Source organism: Pseudomonas sp. GD03842, assembly GCF_029841165.1.
Lineage (GTDB): Bacteria > Pseudomonadota > Gammaproteobacteria > Pseudomonadales > Pseudomonadaceae > Aquipseudomonas.
Window position 1 is genome coordinate 42,839 of sequence record NZ_JAOCEA010000009.1, and the last position, 18,184, is coordinate 61,022.

Consider the following 18,184-nt stretch of genomic DNA (forward strand, 5'->3'; position numbering starts at 1 on the left):
GAGCGACGGCCCTCAAACAGAGGATTTATCTCGTCAACGGGTAGAAGTTAATGGCCGACACGGTGCTGCATACGCCCCTGCAATCAGCGCTTGTGGTGCCGGGCCAGCATGAGTAACGTGGCGGCACCCGTGTCTGGAGATCACCCATGCTTGCTGTTCGCTCTATTGCCCTGTTCGCCCTATTGCCCCTGTTCGCCGGTTGCCAGTTCTTGCCAGTGCACTCCGATGGCGACAAGGTATCGACCGCCGGAATGGTCCGCATGCAGGGCACGTTGAGCGGTGAGGGCGGCAAGTTGTTCTTCGAGCCCTGCAACGAACAGCGTCGCTATGCAATAACGGACAAGGGCAACACGGGCATCCTCCAGGAGGCTGCGTCGGTGGTGGACAAGCGCGGCCAGGCGTTCGCAGACGTACGCGGCAACTTCGTCGCCAGCCGCGCTCAGGGCAGCGACGGTCAAGCCGATGTCTTCCAGCTGTACCGCATCGAGCGGCCAAACGGGGCCTGCGAAGATCCTAACTTCAAGCGCCTGACGATTCATGCCAGTGGCAACGGTCCTAAGTGGAACCTCAACGCGAGTGGCAAGGGGCTGGTGCTGGAGCGAGAGGGCCTGGAACCATTCGCGGTGCCCTACGTGGAAGAGCAGATGCCTGAAGGCCGTTTCAACCTGATCACGGACGCCAACGATCAGCACGTCGAGTTGTACGTGGCCCCACAACGCTGCGTCGATCCAGTCAACGGTTCGGTGCAGCACCTGACCGCCGAGCTGCGGGTCAATGGCCAAGTGCAGCGTGGCTGTGCTTACTTTGGCGGATTGCGCAACGATTGAGGTCGTTTCGGGCTGGGCGCGCAGGCTCCGAATCGGTCGGGTTTCACGGGGCTGATTTGCTGGGGGCGTTGCTGCTGCCAAGCCCCCTCATCGGGAAGCCCGGGGTGAGCGTTTAGCCCGCCAGCCGCTGCATTTTCTGTAAGACGGCGTTCAACCCATTGCTGCGCGATGGGGAAATCTGGCGGGTCAGGCCTAATTGGGTGAACCATGCCTTCAGATCGACCTGTTGCAATTCGGCGGCGGTCAGGCCGTTGACCCGCGCCAGGAGCAGCGCCACCAGGCCGCGGATCAGACGCGCATCGCTGGCGGCGTGAAACTGCCATTTTCCTTCGACCACCCGGCCCACCAGCCAGACCTTGCTTTCGCAGCCGTGCACCAGGTGGTCATCTGTTTTCTCGTCTTCGGCCAGCGGCGGCAGGCGCTCGCCCCACTGCATCAGCAAACGCGCACGCTGCTCCCAAGCTAACGAGGCATCGAAGGTGGCCAGGGCAGTCCTGGCGTCATCTGGCAGCGTCATCGCAGCAGTTCCAGCGCTTGATCCAGCGCGTCGAAGAATCGCTCCAGATCCGCAGAGTCGTTGTACAGCCCCAAAGAGACCCGGATCGCCCCCGACAGCCCGAGGCGGTCGATCAACGGAATTGCACAATGATGGCCAGCCCGCACGGCGATGCCTTGCTCGGTCAGCAAATGCGCGAGATCGGCGTTGTGCACGCCCTCTACGACAAAACTCGCCAGAGCCACCTGCGGTACGCCGACCAGGCGTATACCCTCGCGCAGGCGCAGGCCGGTGCACAACAGTTCATGAAGACGGGCTTCATGTTCAGTTGCGGTCGACTGATTCACGTCGTTCAGATAATCAAGGGTGGCGCCTAGGCCGATCACGCCCGACACCGGCGGCGTGCCAGCCTCGAACCCCAAGGGTGCCGGACGGAACGTGGCATGCTCATACCCGGCCTGAAGCACCATTTCGCCACCAAACTGCCAGGGTCGTAAGCGGGCCAGTGCCTCATGGCGCCCGAACAACACACCCACACCGTCCGGGCCGTACAGTTTATGGCTGGAAAACACGTAGAAATCGCAACCCAGGGCTTGCATATCATGGCGGCCATGTACCACACCCTGCGCGCCATCGACGACCGTCAGCGCGTGGTGTGCCTTGGCCATTTCCACCAAGGTTGAGACGGGTTGCCAGGTGCCGAGCACATTGGACAGTTGGCTGATCGCGAGCAGTCGGGTGCGGGCGTTGATCAGCGAGCTTGCAGCGTCCAGGTCAACGGTGCCGTCAGCGGTCAGTGGCAAAACCACCAGTTTCAGACCACGACGCTGTGCCAGTTGCTGCCAGGGCAACAGATTGGCGTGGTGTTCCAGGGCGCTGATGACGATTTCGTCTCCAGTCTGGAACAGCGGCTCCAGGCCGTAGGCCAGCAGGTTGAACGCCGAGGTGGCCCCATGGGTGAAAATGACGTGTCCGCAAGTCCCGAGATTCAGCCACTCCCCAACTTTGTGGCGAGTGTCTTCGAACGCCTGCGTGGCCATCGCACCAGGCAAATGTTGCGCGCGATGCACGTTGGCGGCGCCGTTGGCGTAATAGTGGGTAAGGGCGTCGATCAGGGCTTGGGGTTTTTGCGCGGTGGCTGCGCTGTCCAGGTAAACCTGGCCTTGCCGTTCCAAAGCATCGAGAGCGGGGAAGTCAGTGCGCCACGGAGAAATCAGGGACATGAGAAGTTGGCTCTCTCATCGGAGGGAGCGGGCTCATTATGCAACGAGTCCGCCCTCCGCGGTCGATCAGTTGTGAGCGTGCAGCGCTTCGTTCAACTCGATGGCCGACTTGTGGGATTTGCATTCCACGGCGCCGGTCTGCGAGTTGCGACGGAACAGCAGGTCGGGCTGGCCGGCCAGGTCGCGGGCCTTGATCACCTTGACCAGTTCGTTGTTCTCATCGAGCAGCGCAACCTTGGTGCCTGCGGTGATGTAGAGACCGGCTTCGACGGTGTTGCGATCACCCAGCGGGATGCCGATGCCGGCGTTGGCGCCGATCAGGCAGCCTTCGCCGACCTTGATCACGATATTGCCGCCGCCCGAGAGCGTCCCCATGGTCGAGCAACCGCCGCCAAGGTCGGAGCCTTTGCCGACGAAGACGCCCGCCGACACACGGCCTTCGATCATGCCAGGGCCTTCGGTGCCACCGTTGAAGTTGACGAAGCCTTCGTGCATCACGGTCGTGCCTTCGCCGATGTAGGCGCCCAGGCGAACGCGCGCGGTGTCAGCGATACGCACACCGGCCGGTACGACGTAGTCGGTCATTTTCGGGAATTTGTCGACGGAGAAGACTTCCAGCAACTCGCCCTTCAAGCGCGCTTCCAGTTGACGCTCGGCCAATTCGCCCAGGTCGATGGCGCCCTGGCTGGTCCAGGCCACGTTAGGCAGCAGCGGGAAGACACCGGCCAGGCTCAAGCCATGCGGCTTGACCAGGCGATGGGACAGCAAGTGCAGCTTGAGGTAAGCCTCAGGCGTGGAAGTCAGCGCAGCATCTTCGGCCAGCACAGTCGCGACCAGTGGCTTGTGGCTCTCAGCCAGACGGGTCAGCAGCGCGGCTTGCGCGGCGTCGACCGGCTTCAGCGCTTCGGCCAGTTTCGAGGCCAGGTCGGTGGTGAACGCGATGGCCTGGTTACCGCCTTCGTAGCCCAGAACTGGCGAAACGGCGGCTACGATTTCAGCCGACGGGTTGAGCAAGGGCAGGGCGTAGAAGACTTCCAGCCAGGCGCCTTGGCGGTTTTGAGTGCCGACACCGAAGGCCAGGCTGAACAGGGAAGTGGACATGCAAAAATACCTCGTAAAGTAGCTATCTCAATCACAGGCGACATGAAACGGACGCGCTGGCAGCGAGGCGTTTTCGCGATGCCTTGCCAACGTTTGCTGCGCGTTCATCTCGCGTGTTCGGCGATAGCGGCTGCGTACAGTTCGGGTTTGAAGCCAATCAGGGTCTTGCTACCGAGATCCAGCACCGGGCGCTTGATCATCGACGGCTGGGCGAGCATCAATTCGATCGCCTTGTCCTGGTCGAGGTCGGCTTTCTGCGCCTCATCCAGTTTGCGGAAAGTCGTGCCTGCACGATTCAACACGGTTTGCCAGCCATGCTCGTTGCACCACTGGGTCAGGTGTTCACGGTCGATGCCCAGCTTTTTATAATCGTGGAAATCGTAATCCACCGATTTTTCATCCAGCCATGCGCGTGCTTTCGTCATGGTGTCGCAGGCTTTGATCCCGAACAGGTGAAACGGTGTGTCCGCCATTAGCGTGCTCCTCCTCTGGGACGGCGAAAAAAACGGTCACGGATTATGCCACGTACGAACGGGCAAGGTACGCCTCGCCGAAGGTTTGTACCCAAGGCCGCGCATTTTTGCAGCGATTCAGACCTAGGTATGAATCCGGGCGTATCGCTTGACCGGCTAATATGCCGTTTCGACGTCGATCCCGAGCGGCCCTTGGGGATCGGTCAAATGCCGCTTGTTTGAGGAAAACGCAATGCAGACCGCCTATACCGTCCTGATCCTGTTGACGCTGGTCGGTGTTTCACGCTTGCTCGCACGGGTGATTCCGCTGCCCCTGCCACTGGTGCAGATTGCCGCGGGAGCGCTACTGGCCTGGCCGACATTGGGGCTGCATGTCGCGTTGGACCCTGAACTGTTTCTCTTCCTCTTCTTGCCGCCGCTGTTGTTTTCCGATGGCTGGCGCATGCCCAAACGCGACTTCTGGCGTTATCGCGGCCCGATCCTGACACTTGCCGTGGGGTTAGTGATTTTCACGGTCATCGGTGCGGGGTACTTCATTCACTGGCTACTGCCCAGCGTTCCGCTACCGGTGGCATTTGCGCTGGCTGCCGTGTTGTCGCCGACAGATGCCGTTGCGGTCTCCGCGATTGCACAGGACCGATTGCCCGCGCCCATCATGCGCATGTTGCAGGGAGAGGCGCTGATGAACGATGCGTCGGGCCTTGTGACCTTTAAGTTCGCCCTGGCGGCGGCGATCACGGGGGTGTTTTCCCTGACCGATGCCAGTCTGACATTCATTTTAGTGGCCGTCGGCGGACTGGCTGTCGGGGTGGTGCTGAGTTGGGTGGTGGGGCGCTTTCGCAGTTGGATGATCACGCGGGGCTGGGACGATCCGGCCACCCATGTGGTGTTTATGTTGCTGCTGCCCTTTGCCGCCTATGTGTTAGCGGAGCGACTTGAGGTCTCGGGCATTCTCTCTGCCGTCGCGGCGGGGATGATGCAGAGCTGGGTGGATCTCTTGCCGCGCCAGACCAGCACCCGTCTACTCAATCGCAGCGTGTGGACCCTTCTGGAATTCGCTTTCAACGGACTCATTTTTCTGCTGCTCGGTCTGCAGTTACCGGACATCGTCAGTGCCGTCACGCATCACGAAGAGACACTCTGGCCAGCGTTACTCTGGCGTTGTCTGGATGTCCTGGCGATCTTCATCGTGCTGGCCATTTTGCGTTATGTCTGGGTACGCAGTGTTTGGCGACTAATGGTTCAATTCAGGCGCTGGCGTGGGCAAAGTGACGGCGCTCTTGAACTGTCTGCCCGTTCTACGTTGTTGCTGACGGTAGGGGGCGTGCGCGGTGCCGTGACGCTGGCCGGTACCTTGTCGGTGCCCATGCTGATCGCCGCCGGGGTCGAGTTTCCCGAGCGGGATCTGCTGATCTTCATTGCCGCCGGGGTCATCTTGTTGTCGCTGGTGGTGGCAAGCGTCTGCCTGCCCCTGTTGTTGCGCGGTCTGGTCAGCGAGCCTGACCTTCGGCTCAAGCGCGAAGTGCGCGAGGCATGGAAGTTGACTGCTCAAGCGGCGATCAAGACGCTGGAAAGCGAAGACGTTCCAGGGGCGACCGGTTCGCCCGATGCGGCCCAGGCGGTGCTCGCGACAGAAGTGAAGTCGCGCATCATGTCCGAGTACCGCCATCGGCTCGAAATTTTCAACGACACCGCAGAAGCCCAGGCACTGGCATTCCAGATGGATCAACTGGAGAAGCGCATGCGCATTAATGCTCTGCGTGCCCAACGTCTGGAGCTGTACAGCATGCACCGTCACCGCAAGATTGGCGATGACGTGCTGCGTCTGATACTTGCAGAGCTTGATCTGAGCGAGGCCAATCTGGGTGTCGTCAAGTGACGACAAGCTCAATCAAAGGGCCGTAGACAGGTCTGGCGTGATGATTTTCGATGTTTTATACGAACGGATCAGTCTCGTGGATAGGCCAAGCGCATGAACGATTTGTCTTTCTCGCTCAATGTTGAATTCACGCCCACTTCCCAGTCACCAATGGTCAATGCATTGTCGATCGGGTAGTGCATGATCGAATGACGATCGTAAGGGAGCGTGAGGGCGGCTTCTGATGGCAAACGGCTCAGAACGCTTTCGTCCACGGCTTCGGCGTCATGCCCCTTTGACGCATAGAACGCATAGACCTTTGGCAAGTCCCAGGGAATCTCGGCTTCCGGGTGTTGATGCTCATGTTCGGCACCCAGTGCGTGACCGAACTCGTGCATGACGGTGCTGGCGAATTTGGGGTCGGAGGGCTTTATCCCTAAAACCATGGTGGGAGTCCAGGGATCGTTGGCTTTGGCGCCAGTACCGATCAAAGAATAATTCATGCTGGATTCGGTCGTGATACGAATGTCCCCTTTTCCGTCCCCGGGCTGATCCTCTCGCCCATCGATGAACTCGAACGTCAGGTTGACATAGGGTTGCCACTGGTTGATGGCATCGATGATGTGCTGTTTGTGATCTTCGGAAAGCGCTTCGTCCACGAAGCCGATTTTCAATGTGCTGCCGTTCGGCCAGAAAGCTGATCGATAGCCTATTGAGCGCTTGCGTCGCCCGCTCGACGAAGCATTCAGGAACTGGCGTGCGGCAATTTGAGCTGTGTTGGTAATGGGTGGGGTATACATGATGACGTCCTTGTCCGACTGGATTACGAGGTGGTCAGCTCCTTCTGAGCTCCGCGTGCAGTGTCCATGAACCGCGGAGTGGCATGTATGTAGATAATTATTTTTTTGGCGATAAGCGCATACAAAAAGGGCTGACCGGTAGCGGACAGCCCTTTCGAGGGTTGATGGCGTTTCAGCGTCGAGCGGTCAGCGGGCTTTCACGAAGTTCCGAATTCGTTCTGCCGCCTCGACACATTCGGCCAATGGCGCAACCAACGCCATGCGCACGCGCCCTGCGCCGGGGTTGGCGCCGTCGACGTCGCGGGACAGGTAAGAACCTGGCACCACAGTGACGTGCTCGGCCTCGAACAGATCGCGGCAGAACGCCGCGTCATCGCCGCCAACATTGGGCCACAGGTAGAAACTGCCATCCGGGCGCTGCACGTCCATGACCGGGGACAGGATGTCCAATACCGCGTCGAATTTTTCACGGTAGAGGTCGCGGTTGGCACGCACGTGGTCCTCATCGTTCCAGGCGGCAATACTCGCCAGTTGGGTTTGAACCGGCATGGCGCAGCCGTGGTAGGTGCGGTACAGCAGAAATGCCTTGAGGATCTCGGCATCCCCGGCCACGAAGCCCGAGCGCAGGCCGGGCAGGTTGGAGCGTTTGGACAGGCTGTGGAACACCACACAACGTTTGAAGTCCGTGCGACCCAACTCGGCGCATGCGGTCAGCAGGCCTGCGGGGGGTGTGCCTTCATCGAAGTACAACTCGCTGTAGCACTCGTCCGCCGCGATGACGAAGTCATGCTCGTCCGCCAGGGCAATCAGCTTTTTCAGCGTCTGCACCGGGATCAACGCGCCGGTTGGGTTGCCGGGTGAGCAGAGGAACAGGATCTGGCATCGTTGCCAGATATCGGCGGGCACCGCCTCGAAGTCGGGGTTGAAGCCGTGCTCGACGAGGCAGGGCAGGTAATGGAGTTTGGCACCCGCAAGAAACGCCGCGCCTTCATAGATTTGATAGAAGGGGTTCGGGCTCACCACCAGGCCATCATCACTGCGGTTGACCACGGTCTGTGTGAACGCAAACAGCGCCTCGCGCGTGCCATTGACCGGCAACACATGTTTCTCCGCGTTGAGCCAGCCGTGAGGGACGCTAAAACGGCGTTCGCACCAGCCGACGATCGCTTCTCTTAAGGCTGGAATACCTGCGGTGGTCGGGTAGACCGCCATCTTGTCCAGATTGTCGGCTAAAGCTTGGGCCACGAACGCAGGTGAGGTGTGCTTGGGTTCGCCGATGGACAGCGCGATCGGACGCTTGGCCGGGTTCGGCGTGACGCCGCCCAACAGGGCGCGCAGTTTTTCGAACGGATAAGGCTGAAGGTGTTGCAGGGCGTTGTTCATGAGCAAATCGTCTCGGAAAACGAGGCGCCTGAGCAGAAAGGCGTCAGGCGCGATGGAATCGGTTGTTCAGGATGTTCAGATGCTGATCCGCAGTTCGCTGCCGGGCTCTTGAGTGACGCTGAGCTGCTGGACGATGGCATCCTGCAGCCGGCTGCACAATTGCGGGTCGGACAGGGGGTGACCGTGTTCGTCGGTGAGGAAGAACACGTCCTCCACGCGCTCGCCGAGGGTGGAAATCTTGGCGTTCTGCAGCGACAGGTCGAATTCCAGGAAGAGCTTTCCGATACGGGCCAGCAAGCCTGGACGATCCGGAGCGCTCAGTTCGAGCACCGTGACCGGTCGCTGTGCATCGTTGGAAATCGTCACCACCGGGGCGAAGGCGAAATGCTTGAGCTGGCGCGGGACGCGACGTTTGATGATGGTCGGATAGTCGTCGGGATTGCGCAGGGCCTCGGTCAGTCCTTCGCGGATGGTTTTGATCCGCTCCGGATTGTCACCGATCGGGCCGCCGTCACTGTCGAGCACGATGTAGGTGTCAAGGGTGAACTGGCTGGTCGAGGTGATGACGCGCGCGTCGTGAATGTTCAGGTTCAACTGGTCCATTGCCGCCACGGTCACCGCGAAGAAATCGTGTTGGTCAGGCGCATAAATGAAGATCTGGGTGCCGCCCTCGAACTCGCGCTGAGTGGTCTCCTTGATGAGTACCAGAGGCCCGCCGTCCGCGGGCTGCTGCAGAATCGCATCGCTGTGCCAGGCGACATCTCCCGCGGTATGACGCAGGAAATAGTCGTCGCCCAATTGTGTCCACAATTGCTCGACATCGTCTGGGTCGGTGCCGTTGCGCACCAGGATATCCAGGGCCGCGCTTTGAGTGCGGCGAATCTGTTCTTCCCGATCCACCGGGTTTTCCAGCCCGCGTTTGAGTGCGCGCTTGGTCTCGGTATAGAGCTGGCGCAGGAGGCTGGCGCGCCACGAATTCCAGAGGGTCGGGTTAGTGGCATTGATATCAGCGATGGTCAGCACATAGAGATAATCCAGGTGGACTTCATCGCCCACGAATTGCGCGAAGTCGTGAATCACTTGTGGGTCGGAGAGATCCTTGCGCTGAGCCGTGGTCGACATCACCAGATGGTTCTGCACCAGCCAGACGATCAGTTGCGTGTCCCAGTTCGGCAGATGATGGCGAATGCCGAACGCTTCGGCATCGACGGCACCGAGTTCCGAGTGATCACCGCCGCGGCCCTTGCCGATGTCGTGATACAACCCGGCGAGGTAAATCAGCTCGGGCTTGGGCAGCTTGCCCATCAGCTTGCTGGCCAGCGGGAATTTTTCCGACATCTGGGTGTACTGCAGCTTACGCAGGTGCTTGATCAGGTTCAGTGTGTGGGCATCCACGGTGTAGATGTGGAACAGGTCGTGCTGCATCTGGCCAACGATATGGCCGAACTCAGGCAGATACAGGCCCAGAATGCCATAGCGGTTCATCCTGCGCAGGTTGCGGTGGATGCCGATCTCGCACTTGAACAGCTCGATGAAGAGGCTGGTGTTTCGAATGTCGTTGCGGAAGTCGTCATTGATCAGATGCCGGTGTTCACGCAGCAGACGGATCGTGTCGGCGCGCACGCCTTTGATTTCCGGGCGCTGGGCCATCAGCACGAAGATCTCGAGCATGGCGAAGGGCGTGCGCTTGAAGACGTTCGGATGGGTCGCTTCGATGTAGCCATCATGCAGTTGGAAGCGAGAGTTGATCGACTCGGTGACAGAGCCCTGATCGTCCGCCAGGATTTCTTCTTCGAAGTGCTGGATGATCAGATCGCTCAACTGCGCAATGCTCATCACGACGCGATAGTACTTCTGCATGAAGCGTTCGATGGCCAGCTTCGCGTCACTGTCTTGGTACCCCAGCAGGCGCGCGATGCCTGTCTGATAGTCGAACAACAGCCGGTCTTCGGCGCGACCGGCCAACATGTGCAGCGCGTAGCGCACCTTCCAGAGAAATTCCTGGGACGAGGCGAGTAAGGCATTTTCGCTTTCCAGCAGAAAGCCTTGGTCGGCGAGTGCGTGCAGGTTCAGGGTGCCGTATTGGCGCCGAGCGACCCAGAGAATCGTCTGAATGTCGCGTAAACCGCCAGGCGAGCCTTTGACGTTGGGCTCCAGGTTGTATTCGGTGTCGAAGTACTTGTGGTGGCGGGTCTTCTGCTCGGCACGCTTGGCGAGGAAAAATTCTTTGCTCGGCCACATCTTCGACGTGCTGGTGACGTCCAGCATGCGCTGGCGCAGCCGCTCAGGACCGGCAATGGTGCGGCTTTCCATCAGGTTGGTGATGACCGTCAGATCGGCTTGCGCTTCGGTGGCGCACTCGTCTACCGACCGTACGCTCTGGCCGACCTCCAGCCCGATGTCCCAAAGCAGGGTAAGAAAACGCTCGATGGAGTCGCGGAAGACTTCATGGTCGGCACTGTCCAGCAGGATGAGCAGGTCGATGTCCGAATAGGGGTGCAGTTCGCCGCGACCGTAGCCGCCGACGGCCAGCAGCGCGATATCGGCGTCCTCGCTCCAGTCGAACTGTTCCCAAGCCTGCTGCAGGATGTTGTCCACGAACCAGGCTCGATCTTCGATCAGGCGGCGGATCTCACGTCCAGCCCGAAAGCGCTCGTCCAGCACTTCCCGCGCCTGGCGAATGGCTTTCTTGAAGGCAGCGATGGGGCTGGCTTTGAGTGCCAGTTCGGCCTGGAACTGGCCGCGATCAAACAAATCTGGGTCCACCTGCGGCATCGAACTGCTTTCCTTCTATATAGGCCGAATCCAAAGGGATGATCAGGCGGAGGTGCGGGCGATCGTGTCGTCGCTGCGCAGGGTGAAGATTTCATAGCCTGTCGCTGTGACCAGGACGGTGTGCTCCCATTGCGCCGAGAGTTTGCGGTCCTTGGTGATGGCCGTCCAGCCGTCACCCAGCAGACGTGTGTCGGCCTTGCCCTGGTTGATCATCGGCTCGATGGTGAACGTCATGCCTTCCTTCAGTTCCATGCCGGTGCCCGCCTTGCCATAGTGCAGGACCTGCGGCTCTTCGTGGAACACCTTGCCAATGCCATGACCGCAGTACTCGCGGACCACGGAAAAACCGTTCTTCTCGGCGTGCTTCTGGATGACCTCGCCGATGTCACCCAGATGGGCTCCCGGCTTGACCAGTTCGATGCCTTTATACATGCATTCCTGAGTGATCCTCGACAGGCGTTCGGCCCATTCCGGGACTTTGCCGACATGGAACATCTTGCTGGTGTCGCCGTGGTAGCCGTCCTTGATGACGGTCACGTCGATGTTCAGCACGTCGCCTTCTTTCAATGGCTTCTCGTTGGGAATGCCATGGCAGACCACATGGTTGATCGAGGTGCAAATCGATTTCGGGAAGCCTTTATAGTTGAGCGGGGCCGGGATGGCTTTCTGCTCATTGACGATGTAATCGTGGCAAATGCGGTCCAGCTCGTCGGTGGTGACGCCAGGCTTGACGTAGGCCCCGATCATTTCCAGGACTTCAGCGGCCAGGCGGCCGGCAACGCGCATCTTTTCGATGTCTTCAGGGGTTTTGATGGTCACGGTCATACAAGGCTCTCTCGGCGCGGCAGGGCCGCAGCTGAATACGGAAAAAGGCGATTCTATCAGACCACCGCCGGGCGGGTTATCATCGCGTCCTCACAGAGAAGCTGGCAGAGTGATCCGCCGGCGATTGCGCCGGGCCCAAAAGCGTCGAAAAAACAGAGCGCTATTCCGGGTTCCGTTATCCCGACTTTTGTGATATAAAATGCGCCGCTTTACGGGGTACGTCCCGAAAGCCCTAACCCACACACGTGTCGACACGATGACCTGGGTGCCTTCGGCTCGAGCCGCTGGTTGGTCATTGGGATACGTGGAGGCCTAACCCGACTTATCAAGGAACTATCATGTCCCAAGTCAACATGCGCGATATGCTGAAGGCCGGTGTGCACTTCGGCCACCAGACCCGTTACTGGAACCCGAAAATGGGCAAGTACATTTTCGGCGCGCGCAACAAGATTCACATCATCAACCTCGAAAAAACCCTGCCAATGTTCAACGACGCTCTGACGTTCGTAGAGCGCCTGGCTCAGGGCAAGAACAAGATTCTGTTCGTCGGCACCAAGCGTTCCGCTGGCAAGATCGTCGCTGAAGAAGCAGCACGTTGCGGTTCGCCGTACGTCGATCACCGCTGGTTGGGCGGCATGCTGACCAACTTCAAAACCATCCGTGCTTCGATCAAGCGTCTGCGCGAGCTGGAAGTTCAGTCCGAAGACGGCACTTTCGCCAAGCTGACCAAGAAAGAGGCGCTGATGCGTACTCGCGATCTGGAAAAACTGGATCGCAGCCTGGGCGGTATCAAGGACATGGGCGGTCTGCCAGACGCGCTGTTCGTGATCGACGTCGATCACGAGCGCATTGCGATCACCGAAGCCAACAAGCTGGGCATTCCGGTCATCGGCGTTGTCGATACCAACAGCAGCCCGGAAGGCGTTGACTACATCATCCCAGGCAACGATGACGCCATTCGCGCCATTCAGTTGTACATGGGTTCGATGGCTGACGCCGTTATCCGTGGCCGCAACAATGTTGCTGGCGGCACCGAAGTTTACGCTGAAGAAGCGGCTGTACCTGCTGCCGAGTAATCGACGCTTAGCGTTCACTCGGTACGCAAAAAGGGGGCTCAGCCCCCTTTTTGCCACCTCGAAAACCATATGGCGCTGCCATCGATCTGATTGTCATGCGCAGCCGTCATGATGGTGTTTCAAGAATTTGTACGCCCGCCCGGCGGGTGGAATGGTTGAAGACCTATCCAAAGAGGATTTTGAAATGGCAGAGATTACTGCAGCGTTGGTCAAAGAACTGCGCGAGCGTACCGGCGAAGGCATGATGGACTGCAAGAAGGCCTTGACCAAGGCTGGCGGCGACATCGAAAAAGCCATCGACGACATGCGTGCATCGGGCGCCATCAAGGCCGCCAAGAAAGCAGGCAACGTGGCTGCTGAAGGCTCCATCGGTGTGAAGAGCGACGGTAAGGCTGCCGTTCTGGTTGAAGTCAACTCCCAGACCGACTTCCTGGCTCTGCAGGACGACTTCAAGGCATTCGTCGCAGCCAGCGTCGAGAAGGCATTTGCCGACAAGCTGACCACCGTCGAGCCGTTGATCGAAGCTCAAGAAGCTGCTCGTCTGGCCCTGGTTGCTAAAACGGGTGAGAACGTGAACATTCGCCGTCTGGCGCGTGTCGAGGGTGACGTTCTGGGTGCTTACCTGCACGGCAACAAGATCGGTGTCGTCGTTGCACTGCAGGGTGGCGACAGCGAACTCGCCAAGAACATCGCGATGCACGTCGCTGCCAGCAACCCTGAGTTCCTGAAGCCGGAAGAAATCTCCGCCGAAGCGATCGAGCGCGAGAAAGGTGTCTTCCTGCAACTGAACGAAGAGAAGCTCAAGGGCAAGCCTGCCGATATCGCCGAGAAGATGGTTGCCGGCCGTATCGCCAAGTTCAAGGCTGAGGCTAGCCTGGTCGAGCAGGCGTTCGTCATGAACCCTGAAATCACCGTAGGTGCTCTGGCGAAGAAAGCCGGCGCAGAAATCGTTTCCTTCACCTACTTCAAAGTGGGCGAAGGCATCGAGAAGCCAGTCGACAACTTCGCTGAAGAAGTTGCTGCTCAAGTGGCTGCTGCCAGCAAGCAATAAGACGGTTTTCAAGCTGTCGACCCAAGAGGCTGCCCGCTCACGCGCGCAGCCTCTTTTTCAAAACGGCTGCACGAATTTGTTTTTTCAGGCTATGCAGCGCACAAACTGCATATCCTTGGGTGGTGGCCTAGAGTTAGCGCAGACTCGGGGTGCTTCCCGTACATTTTTTTAAGATGCCGCAGGAGAGATTCGCAATGGCTCAGCAGGGCAGTGGTTATCAAGCTCGCTATAAACGCATTCTACTCAAGCTCAGCGGCGAGGCCCTCATGGGGTCGGAAGAGTTCGGCATCGATCCTAAAGTGCTGGACCGCATGGCGCTGGAAGTGGGGCAACTGGTCGGAATCGGTGTTCAGGTCGGGCTGGTGATCGGTGGCGGCAACCTGTTTCGCGGTGCTGCACTCAGTGCTGCCGGCATGGACCGCGTCACCGGCGACCACATGGGAATGCTGGCGACGGTAATGAATGCCCTGGCGATGCGAGACGCGCTGGAACGGGCCAATATCTCGGCCATCGTGATGTCGGCAATTTCGATGGTGGGCGTCACCGATCACTATGACCGTCGCAAGGCCATGCGCCACCTCAGCAGCAAAGAAGTGGTGATCTTCGCGGCAGGTACCGGTAACCCCTTCTTCACCACGGACTCGGCTGCCTGCCTGCGCGCCATCGAAATCGATGCGGATGTCGTATTGAAGGCAACCAAGGTCGATGGTGTGTACACTGCCGATCCATTCAAGGACCCGCATGCCGAGAAGTTCGATCATCTGACTTACGATGAAGTGCTGGATCGCAAGCTGGGCGTGATGGATCTCACGGCCATCTGCCTGTGCCGTGACCACAAGATGCCGCTGCGTGTCTTTAACATGAACAAGCCCGGCGCCCTGCTGAACATCGTGCATGGCGGCGCGGAAGGAACTTTGATCGAGGAAGGCGAGCAATGATCAACGACATCAAGAAAGACGCCAAAGAGCGCATGCAGAAATCCGTGGACTCCCTGCACCACGCATTCGGCCAGATCCGTACCGGCAAGGCGCACCCGAGTGTGCTGGGCACGGTCATGGTTCCTTACTACGGTGCTGACACCCCCCTCACGGGCGTGGCTAACGTCACCGTGAAAGACTCGCGCACTCTCCAGGTCGTGCCATTCGAGCGCAATATGCTGGGGGCAGTCGACAAGGCGATCGCCAGTGCCGGGCTCAACCTGAACCCGACCAACCTGGGCGAACTGCTGCTGGTCAACATGCCACCGCTGACCGAAGAAACCCGCAAGGGCTTCACCAAGCAGGCGCGCAGCGCCGCCGAGGATGCTCGTGTTGCGGTGCGTAACATCCGTCGCGACGCGATGGGTGAGCTGAAGAAACTGGTCAAGGACAAGGCCATCAGCGAAGACGAAGAGCGTCGTGCCAGTGCCGACATCGACAAGTTGATCAAGGATTTCGAGGCTCAGATCACCAAGGCCACGGATGAAAAAGAAGCGGACCTGATGGCTGTTTAAGGGCCGAGAAGCTTTCATGGAAAAGACAAAGCTGGCTGTGCCGTCGGTGGTGCCGCGCCACGTCGCGATCATCATGGATGGGAACAATCGCTGGGCGAAGAAGCGCCTGTTGCCTGGAGTAGCAGGGCACAAGGCGGGCGTGGACGCTGTGCGGGCGGTCATCGAAGTGTGTGCCGAGGCCAAGGTCGAGGTGCTGACCCTGTTCGCGTTCTCCAGCGAAAACTGGCAGCGCCCCGCCGATGAGGTCGGGGCGTTGATGGAGCTGTTCTTCACGGCGCTCCGTCGCGAGACTCGTCGTCTGAACGAGAACGGCATCAGCCTGCGGATCATTGGCGACCGTTCACGCTTCCATCCGGAGCTGCAGGCCGCGATCCGGGAAGCCGAGGCAGCCACTGCTGCCAACAGTCGCTTCGTCTTGCAGATTGCTGCCAACTATGGCGGCCAGTGGGACATCGCCCAAGCGGCGCAGCGCCTGGCGCGTGAGGTGCAGGCCGGGCATCTTCGTCCGGACGACATCACGCCCGAGCTGTTGCAAACCTGCCTGGCCACCGGCGACCTGCCTTTGCCCGACCTCTGTATTCGTACGGGGGGCGAGCATCGCATCAGTAATTTCCTGCTATGGCAGCTCGCCTATGCCGAGCTGTATTTCTCCGACCTGTACTGGCCGGACTTCAAACACGACGCCATGCGCCATGCGCTGGCCGATTTCGCTTCACGCCAGCGTCGCTTTGGTAAAACCAGCGAGCAGGTCGAAGCTGGAGCCCGTGCTTAATGCTCAAACAACGAATCATTACAGCGTTGATCCTCGCGCCTTTGGCGCTGTGCGGCTTTTTCCTGCTGGAAGGCGGTTACTTCGCGCTGTTCATCGGCGTGGTGGTTGCGCTGGGGGCTTGGGAGTGGGCGCGTCTTGCGGGTTTTGAAAGCGCTTCCATTCGGGTCGGGTATGCCGTCGTGGTTGCGGTCCTGCTCTTCCTGCTCTATCTGTTGCCTGGCCTGGCCCCCTGGCTCCTGGTCGCAGCCCTGCTTTGGTGGCTGACGGCGACCTGGCTGGTCCTGACCTATCCGGAATCCAGTGACCATTGGTCCAGCGTGCTGTGCAAGCTGGTCATCGGCCTGTTGATTCTGCTTCCTGCGTGGCAGGGTCTGATCCTGCTCAAGCTTGCTCCCTCGGGTAACGGCTTGATTCTGGCGGTCATGGTGCTGGTCTGGGGCGCCGATATCGGTGCTTACTTTTCCGGGAAGGCGTTCGGCAAGCGGAAACTGGCGCCGAAAGTCAGCCCGGGCAAGAGCTGGGAAGGCCTCTACGGCGGCTTGGTGGCTTGCCTGCTGATTACCGCGGCAGTTGGTATTGGTCGTGGCTGGTCGGTCCCGGAAATCATCTTTGCCCTGCTGTGTGCTGCTATCGTGGTGCTGGTGTCGGTCGTGGGCGATCTCACCGAGAGCATGTTCAAACGCAAGGCGGGCGTAAAAGACAGCAGCAACCTGCTGCCTGGGCACGGCGGTGTGCTGGACCGTATCGACAGTCTGACGGCTGCGATTCCCGTTTTTGCGCTGCTGCTGTGGGCAGCCAAAGACTGGGGCTTCATGTGAGCCGCGCGCAACGCATTACGGTCCTCGGTGCCACTGGCTCCATTGGCCTGAGCACCCTCGACGTCATCGGTCGTCATCCTGAGCGTTACGAAGTCTTTGCACTGACCGGGTATTCGCGGCTGAACGAGTTGTTCGCCCTGTGCATCCGTCACGCCCCCCAATACGCGGTCGTACCCACCGCGCTTGCCGCGCGCCAGTTGCAGGACGACTTGCGCGCCGCGGGTCTGGGCACGCGTGTTCTGGTGGGGGAGGGCGGTCTCTGTGAAGTCTCCGCCGATCCTGAGGTCGATACGGTGCTGGCGGCCATTGTCGGCGCCGCCGGCCTGAGGCCGACCCTGGCTGCGGTCGAGGCGGGCAAGAAGGTTTTGCTGGCCAATAAAGAAGCCCTCGTGATGTCGGGTGCGCTGTTCATGCAGGCGGTGCATCGCAGCGCAACGGTGCTTTTGCCGCTGGACAGCGAGCACAACGCGATTTTTCAGTGTCTGCCGCGTGACTGCGCCAGCGGGCTCGACGCCCTGGGCGTGCGCAGGATTCTGCTGACCGCTTCCGGCGGGCCGTTCCGCGAGACGCCGCTTTCCGAGCTGGCACACGTCTCTCCGGAACAAGCCTGTGCCCATCCGAACTGGTCCATGGGGCGCAAGATTTCCGTGGATTCGGCCAGCATGATGAACAAGGGATTGGAGCTGATCGAAGCCTGCTGGCTGTTCGATTGCGCGCCCGCCCGGATCGAAGTTGTGGTTCATCCTCAGAGCGTCATCCACTCGATGGTCGATTACGTGGACGGTTCGGTATTGGCCCAATTGGGCAACCCTGACATGCGCACCCCCATCGCCCACGCACTGGCCTGGCCTGAGCGCATCGAGTCGGGTGTCGCGCCACTGGATCTGTTCAGCATTGCGCGGCTGGATTTCCAGGCGCCGGACGAAGTGCGCTTCCCTTGCTTGCGTCTTGCGCGGCAAGCTGCGGACGCTGGCGGCAGTGCGCCGGCGGTGTTGAACGCGGTCAACGAAGTTGCCGTGGCCGCGTTTCTGGATCGGCGCATCCGTTTTCCGGAAATCGCGAGTATGATCGACGAAGTCTTGAACGCGGAGCCGACCATTGCAGTGGGCGAGCTTGAGACAGTGTTCGAAGTCGACGCCAGGGCGCGGGTTCTGGCTGAGCAGTGGCTCCAGGCGAAATGATCGATAAGCATGGCGTGTTACACGATACAGGTG

Annotated in this window: 17 protein-coding genes; 9 read left to right on the forward strand and 8 right to left on the reverse strand. The window is 59.8% G+C overall.

The window, feature by feature from the left end:
• Positions 1-146: 146 nt before the first annotated feature.
• Complete coding sequence (locus N5D61_RS14305) at positions 147-827, forward strand: hypothetical protein (protein ID WP_279893314.1); 681 nt, start codon at positions 147-149, stop codon at positions 825-827.
• Positions 828-939: 112 nt separating this feature from the next.
• On the opposite strand, the gene N5D61_RS14310 is transcribed toward N5D61_RS14305, so the two are convergent.
• From N5D61_RS14310 to N5D61_RS14325, 4 genes are all read right to left on the reverse strand, one after another.
• Positions 940-1,344 carry a SufE family protein gene (locus tag N5D61_RS14310; protein WP_279893315.1) on the reverse strand — a complete coding sequence of 135 codons (405 nt, stop codon included), beginning with the start codon at positions 1,342-1,344 and terminating at the stop codon, positions 940-942.
• Entirely contained in the window at positions 1,341-2,546 is a 1,206-nt protein-coding gene (locus N5D61_RS14315; protein WP_279893316.1) for a cysteine desulfurase, read from the reverse strand. Before N5D61_RS14315 ends, N5D61_RS14310 begins: the two co-directional genes overlap by 4 nt.
• Before the next feature lie 66 nt (positions 2,547-2,612).
• Positions 2,613-3,647, reverse strand: a complete 1,035-nt coding sequence (gene dapD / locus N5D61_RS14320) for a 2,3,4,5-tetrahydropyridine-2,6-dicarboxylate N-succinyltransferase (RefSeq protein ID WP_279893317.1) — start codon at positions 3,645-3,647, stop codon at positions 2,613-2,615.
• A 104-nt stretch (positions 3,648-3,751) separates the two neighbouring features.
• Entirely contained in the window at positions 3,752-4,120 is a 369-nt protein-coding gene (locus N5D61_RS14325; protein ID WP_108235771.1) for an ArsC family reductase, read from the reverse strand.
• Positions 4,121-4,352: 232 nt separating this feature from the next.
• On the opposite strand from N5D61_RS14325, the gene N5D61_RS14330 reads away from it, so the two are divergent.
• Positions 4,353-5,999: a Na+/H+ antiporter gene (locus N5D61_RS14330; RefSeq protein WP_108235770.1), complete on the forward strand. Its 1,647-nt coding sequence runs from the start codon at positions 4,353-4,355 to the stop codon at positions 5,997-5,999.
• 68 nt (positions 6,000-6,067) lie between these two features.
• Here N5D61_RS14330 and N5D61_RS14335 read toward each other — a convergent pair whose 3' ends face one another.
• From N5D61_RS14335 to map, 4 genes are all read right to left on the reverse strand, one after another.
• Positions 6,068-6,778, reverse strand: coding sequence for a M12 family metallopeptidase (locus tag N5D61_RS14335; RefSeq protein WP_279893319.1), 711 nt, complete (start codon positions 6,776-6,778; stop codon positions 6,068-6,070).
• 186 nt (positions 6,779-6,964) lie between these two features.
• Entirely contained in the window at positions 6,965-8,161 is a 1,197-nt protein-coding gene (gene dapC / locus N5D61_RS14340) for a succinyldiaminopimelate transaminase (RefSeq protein WP_279893321.1), read from the reverse strand.
• Between the two features lie 75 nt (positions 8,162-8,236).
• A complete protein-coding gene (locus N5D61_RS14345; protein WP_279893323.1) occupies positions 8,237-10,936 on the reverse strand; it encodes a [protein-PII] uridylyltransferase in 2,700 nt (899 codons plus the stop codon).
• 42 nt (positions 10,937-10,978) lie between these two features.
• Positions 10,979-11,761 carry a type I methionyl aminopeptidase gene (map, locus tag N5D61_RS14350; protein WP_108235766.1) on the reverse strand — a complete coding sequence of 261 codons (783 nt, stop codon included), beginning with the start codon at positions 11,759-11,761 and terminating at the stop codon, positions 10,979-10,981.
• Between the two features lie 338 nt (positions 11,762-12,099).
• Here map and rpsB point away from each other — a divergent pair, with 338 nt between their 5' ends.
• The 7 genes from rpsB (at position 12,100) to ispC (ending at position 18,151) form a co-directional block, all read left to right on the forward strand.
• Positions 12,100-12,837 (forward strand): 30S ribosomal protein S2, encoded by a 738-nt coding sequence (rpsB, locus tag N5D61_RS14355; RefSeq protein WP_108235765.1) that lies wholly within the window; start codon positions 12,100-12,102, stop codon positions 12,835-12,837.
• Between the two features lie 184 nt (positions 12,838-13,021).
• The gene (gene tsf, locus N5D61_RS14360) at positions 13,022-13,888 is read left to right on the forward strand and encodes a translation elongation factor Ts (protein ID WP_108235764.1); all 867 of its coding nucleotides are present in this window, start codon (positions 13,022-13,024) and stop codon (positions 13,886-13,888) included.
• Positions 13,889-14,082: 194 nt separating this feature from the next.
• Positions 14,083-14,826, forward strand: coding sequence for a UMP kinase (gene pyrH / locus N5D61_RS14365; RefSeq protein WP_108235763.1), 744 nt, complete (start codon positions 14,083-14,085; stop codon positions 14,824-14,826).
• Positions 14,823-15,380 carry a ribosome recycling factor gene (gene frr / locus N5D61_RS14370; RefSeq protein ID WP_108235762.1) on the forward strand — a complete coding sequence of 186 codons (558 nt, stop codon included), beginning with the start codon at positions 14,823-14,825 and terminating at the stop codon, positions 15,378-15,380. The genes pyrH and frr overlap by 4 nt, the downstream gene beginning before the upstream one ends.
• A 16-nt stretch (positions 15,381-15,396) precedes the next feature.
• Positions 15,397-16,152, forward strand: a complete 756-nt coding sequence (gene uppS / locus N5D61_RS14375) for a polyprenyl diphosphate synthase (RefSeq protein ID WP_108235761.1) — start codon at positions 15,397-15,399, stop codon at positions 16,150-16,152.
• Positions 16,152-16,970, forward strand: a complete 819-nt coding sequence (locus N5D61_RS14380) for a phosphatidate cytidylyltransferase (protein ID WP_279893324.1) — start codon at positions 16,152-16,154, stop codon at positions 16,968-16,970. Before uppS ends, N5D61_RS14380 begins: the two co-directional genes overlap by 1 nt.
• Positions 16,967-18,151 (forward strand): 1-deoxy-D-xylulose-5-phosphate reductoisomerase, encoded by a 1,185-nt coding sequence (gene ispC / locus N5D61_RS14385; RefSeq protein WP_108235759.1) that lies wholly within the window; start codon positions 16,967-16,969, stop codon positions 18,149-18,151. Before N5D61_RS14380 ends, ispC begins: the two co-directional genes overlap by 4 nt.
• Positions 18,152-18,184 lie beyond the last annotated feature (33 nt).

Excerpts from the sequence above, each read along its gene's own strand:
- N5D61_RS14345 (WP_279893323.1), bottom strand. The coding sequence starts at position 10,936 with ATGCCGCAGGTGGACCCAGATTTGTTTGATCGCGGCCAGTTCCAGGCC.
- N5D61_RS14310 (WP_279893315.1), bottom strand. The coding sequence starts at position 1,344 with ATGACGCTGCCAGATGACGCCAGGACTGCCCTGGCCACCTTCGATGCC.
- uppS (WP_108235761.1), top strand. The coding sequence starts at position 15,397 with ATGGAAAAGACAAAGCTGGCTGTGCCGTCGGTGGTGCCGCGCCACGTC.
- N5D61_RS14380 (WP_279893324.1), top strand. The coding sequence starts at position 16,152 with ATGCTCAAACAACGAATCATTACAGCGTTGATCCTCGCGCCTTTGGCG.
- N5D61_RS14315 (WP_279893316.1), bottom strand. The coding sequence starts at position 2,546 with ATGTCCCTGATTTCTCCGTGGCGCACTGACTTCCCCGCTCTCGATGCT.
- rpsB (WP_108235765.1), top strand. The coding sequence starts at position 12,100 with ATGTCCCAAGTCAACATGCGCGATATGCTGAAGGCCGGTGTGCACTTC.
- dapC (WP_279893321.1), bottom strand. The coding sequence starts at position 8,161 with ATGAACAACGCCCTGCAACACCTTCAGCCTTATCCGTTCGAAAAACTG.
- N5D61_RS14330 (WP_108235770.1), top strand. The coding sequence starts at position 4,353 with ATGCAGACCGCCTATACCGTCCTGATCCTGTTGACGCTGGTCGGTGTT.
- dapD (WP_279893317.1), bottom strand. The coding sequence starts at position 3,647 with ATGTCCACTTCCCTGTTCAGCCTGGCCTTCGGTGTCGGCACTCAAAAC.
- N5D61_RS14335 (WP_279893319.1), bottom strand. The coding sequence starts at position 6,778 with ATGTATACCCCACCCATTACCAACACAGCTCAAATTGCCGCACGCCAG.
- N5D61_RS14325 (WP_108235771.1), bottom strand. The coding sequence starts at position 4,120 with ATGGCGGACACACCGTTTCACCTGTTCGGGATCAAAGCCTGCGACACC.
- tsf (WP_108235764.1), top strand. The coding sequence starts at position 13,022 with ATGGCAGAGATTACTGCAGCGTTGGTCAAAGAACTGCGCGAGCGTACC.
- frr (WP_108235762.1), top strand. The coding sequence starts at position 14,823 with ATGATCAACGACATCAAGAAAGACGCCAAAGAGCGCATGCAGAAATCC.
- pyrH (WP_108235763.1), top strand. The coding sequence starts at position 14,083 with ATGGCTCAGCAGGGCAGTGGTTATCAAGCTCGCTATAAACGCATTCTA.
- N5D61_RS14305 (WP_279893314.1), top strand. The coding sequence starts at position 147 with ATGCTTGCTGTTCGCTCTATTGCCCTGTTCGCCCTATTGCCCCTGTTC.
- map (WP_108235766.1), bottom strand. The coding sequence starts at position 11,761 with ATGACCGTGACCATCAAAACCCCTGAAGACATCGAAAAGATGCGCGTT.